Here is a 3319-nt window from a genome sequence, read left to right as displayed (position 1 = left end):
GTGTATTTCGCTCTGATCGTCAATTGGAAAGCCGAAACGGACGATGCAGGCCCAGTGTTCGGTCAATTCGCCGATGCGTGCAAGACGATCTTCGCTGCGGTTAAAGATAGGCTCGGCACATGTTGATACAAGAGATAATTTCCACTAATACTCAAGATTGACTGGAGTTTCTAGTCCGGTTGATTTTGAAGATCGATGAGGGTTTCTGACGAGGGTGTCGCCGGGCGGCAGGTCGCCATGTAGCGGGTATGCAACCAAACGCCCGCAGACGCCATGGAACCGCATCACGACACCGGCTTCCCGACGACCCTTTGCCGATGGATCGGCGAGATCGTGCAGTCCAGCCCAGAGGCGGCGCGGCTGACGCTTTTGGAACTGATCGTCGGCGCTCTGCTGGCGTCGGGCGGCCACGTCACGCAGGCGATCCTGGCGCTGACGCCGCGGCTGGGTTGGCAGGCTTACCACTGGATGCTCGAACGCGGCCGGTTCCGGCTGCTCGGTCTGATATCGGCGCTGTGCCGGATCGTCCGGCAGGAGATCGGAGTGCGGCGGTGCTTTGTCGTGATTGACGACACGCTGGCACCCCGGTGTTCGGCCCAGGCGCCCGGTGTTGCAGTCCGCTTCGACCACGCGGCCAAGGCCAATCGCCCGGCGTTCCTGCTGTGCCAGTGCTTCGTCACGCTGTCCGCCGTAGTGCCGTGCCGGGATCGGCCGCGCTCGGTGCCGCTGGTCACCGGCCTGTGCCGCAGTGCCGGCAATGCCGGCAAGATCGCCATGGCCAAGGGACTGCTCCGCGCAGTCGGCGCTCTCGGTCCGGTCTGCCTGCTGCTCGACGCCTGGTACATGCGCGGCTCGCTGATCCGCACCGCCCTGCGCCTCGGCCATGAGGTCATCGGCCAGGTTCGGCGCGATACCGCCCTGTTCGCGCTGCCCCCACCGCGCCAGCCCGGAAGGCGTGGTCGTTCGAGGCTCTATGGCGCGCGCCTTGATGCCGATGCGGTTGCAGCACTGCCCGCCACGGTCCACACCATTGCTGGCTATGGCGGCCGGTTGGCCCGGCTTCGCCATGCCGTGTGTCGCCCGCGCTTCCTCAAGGGTGTCATCGTCCGGGTGGTCTGGTGCGAGTTGGCGAAGGGCTCCGGCTGGACCAAAGTGCGCCTGCTGCTGTCCACCGATCCCACGCTGTCCGCCCCGGCCATCGTCGAGGCGTATTCCAACAGGTGGAGCATCGAGTCCCTGTTCCGGGATCTTAAAATAGTCGATGGCTTAGGGGCCATGTGGCAGCGCGGTCGCACCACCTTGCTGCGCTGGCTCCACCTCGTCCAGATCGCCCGCACCCTGCTGGTCCTGCTGACCGCAAGGGCCGAGCCGCAGACCCTCGCCCTGATCCGTCTCGGTGGCTGGCGACCGGCGGCAACGCTGACACCCGGACTGGTCAAGGAGGCGCTCGCCAACCGTTTCCGCTATTTCGAGGCTTTCCGCCTGTTGCCCGAAACCTGTCGGAAATCGGGACCTGTACGTTCCACTGCTCCTCCGGTAAACGCCATGGCTGCCTGAGCGCAGCGCAAATTCACCTTCTCCAAGACTTCAACGGCCGCTAACGGCGCGATTAGGCACCCGCCGATGAACACCCCATGCGGTCGGACTAGAAACTCCAGTAATCCTTCTTCAAGAGAGCAGCGTCGGGTACCGCAGCAGACCACGACACAGATCGCTATGCACCCAGCGCCAGTTCAGCGTACCGGTCCATCCGTTCCCGCTTCCGACTTGGGGCCGTCCCCCGGCTTGCGCTCCCCGGAAAACCTTTCGGCACCATATCCGCCTGCTCCGCCAATCCGGCATTCCTCGGATAGCTTACCGGCTGGCAAGCCAGTCCGCTGGGTGGGACGGGAAACGGGATCAGCGTCAACTCCGAGACCGTGCGCAACTTCCCGCAGAGCCGACCCGGCGGTTGCTCCCGTATCGGCTTCGGCTATGCCCCTGGGAGCTCCGGTGCGCCAGGAAGGTCGTCACCCCCCTCCCTCTCATTATTCCATTCATCCACCAGGACTGCATCAGCCGAACCCACAGCGGAACAGCGACGGCTGGCGACTGCAGGATGCACGACGGACCGCTCCTGAAGTGACAGTGTGGATCGGCGTCCAAGCTTGGGCCATGACCGTACTACGTCTAACACGTTGATTGATCTTGCAAATTCGCTTCATGAGGTGACCTTCTATCGGCGCCGATGGAGGGCCATCCTGAAATCTCTATTTTCTAAGAAAATCAACAGTTTGAGCCGCTCTAGCTCGTGACCCGAGCTTGGACGCCGATCCACAGCCTCAGGAAAGTGTTGCGCAGTGAGTACAGCAGGTGGAAGTCCTTAAATCGTGATCAGCGACACCCGGATCGGCATCCTGCTCAACACCAATGCCAAAGCTCGGAGTAGATGTTCAGAACCCAGTATCCATCCGCAAGATCAGCGGCGGCACTCGCAGTGAGGACGGTCGACGATGCCGGAATGCCTTCCTAAGACCTGCCAGAAGAACGCGATCTCCATCTGAGCCCTACCTCGGTGATCGCCTCGGCATTATAGCCCATCGAACTGTTCACTTGCCGGATCGCATCCAACAACGCGGCGCTCCGAAGCTGGGGTGATCGCTTCCGCTTTTTGCGAATTTTCTACTGCGGCACCTAACGACAGAGCCATACGCCGCACCCTTACGGTTTATCACCTGTTGAACTTTCGCCTCTTGGCTACTGAACAGGGGCAGCTGAATAGGGAGGAACATGCCATGAAGCCACATTCCATCGACCGGCGGGATCTCCTGCGCCACGCCTGCTGCGGCGTCGCGGGTCTAGCCGTGGGGCTGGGTATGCCCCACGCGTTCGCGGCCACTGGCAATCGCACCGAACTGACGCCGGACCAGGTGCTGGCCCTTCTTAAGGAAGGCAACGAGCGCTTTGTGGCTGACCACTCATCGACAGCCAGGCACGACGGGGCGCGCCGGCTCGAAATCGCCAGGGCGCAAGCGCCCATTGCCGTCCTGGTTGGCTGCTCAGACTCGCGTGTCTCGCCTGAGATCCTGTTCGGGCGGGGTCTTGGGGAGCTGTTCATCATCCGCAATGCCGGCAACACGGTTGATCTCACAGCGCAGGGCAGTATCGAGTACGCCGTGGCAGAGCTTGGCGTGCCGTTGATTCTCGTCCTGGGCCACGAGCGCTGTGGCGCGGTAGCTGCCTCGCTTGAGGTGGTCGAACGCAGCGTTACTTTCCCCGGCCGGATCGGTCACATGGTCGAGCCGATTATCCCGGCCACCCTCAAGGCCAAGCAGAGTGT

The 3319-nt window shown here is 62.5% G+C and carries 2 protein-coding genes; both read left to right on the top strand.

Annotated elements, in window-relative coordinates:
* Window positions 1-273: 273 nt before the first annotated feature.
* A complete protein-coding gene (locus AC5JJ6_RS05310; RefSeq protein ID WP_496041044.1) occupies window positions 274-1557 on the top strand; it encodes an IS701 family transposase in 1284 nt (427 codons plus the stop codon).
* 1217 nt (window positions 1558-2774) lie between these two features.
* The coding region (locus tag AC5JJ6_RS05305; RefSeq protein ID WP_496041043.1) for a carbonic anhydrase at window positions 2775-3319 on the top strand (545 nt) is incomplete at its 3' end.

The sequence above is a fragment of the Skermanella sp. genome (genome assembly GCF_059503625.1).
Note: the sequence above shows the minus strand (reverse complement) of the source record. Positions and strands in the feature narration are given on the sequence as shown.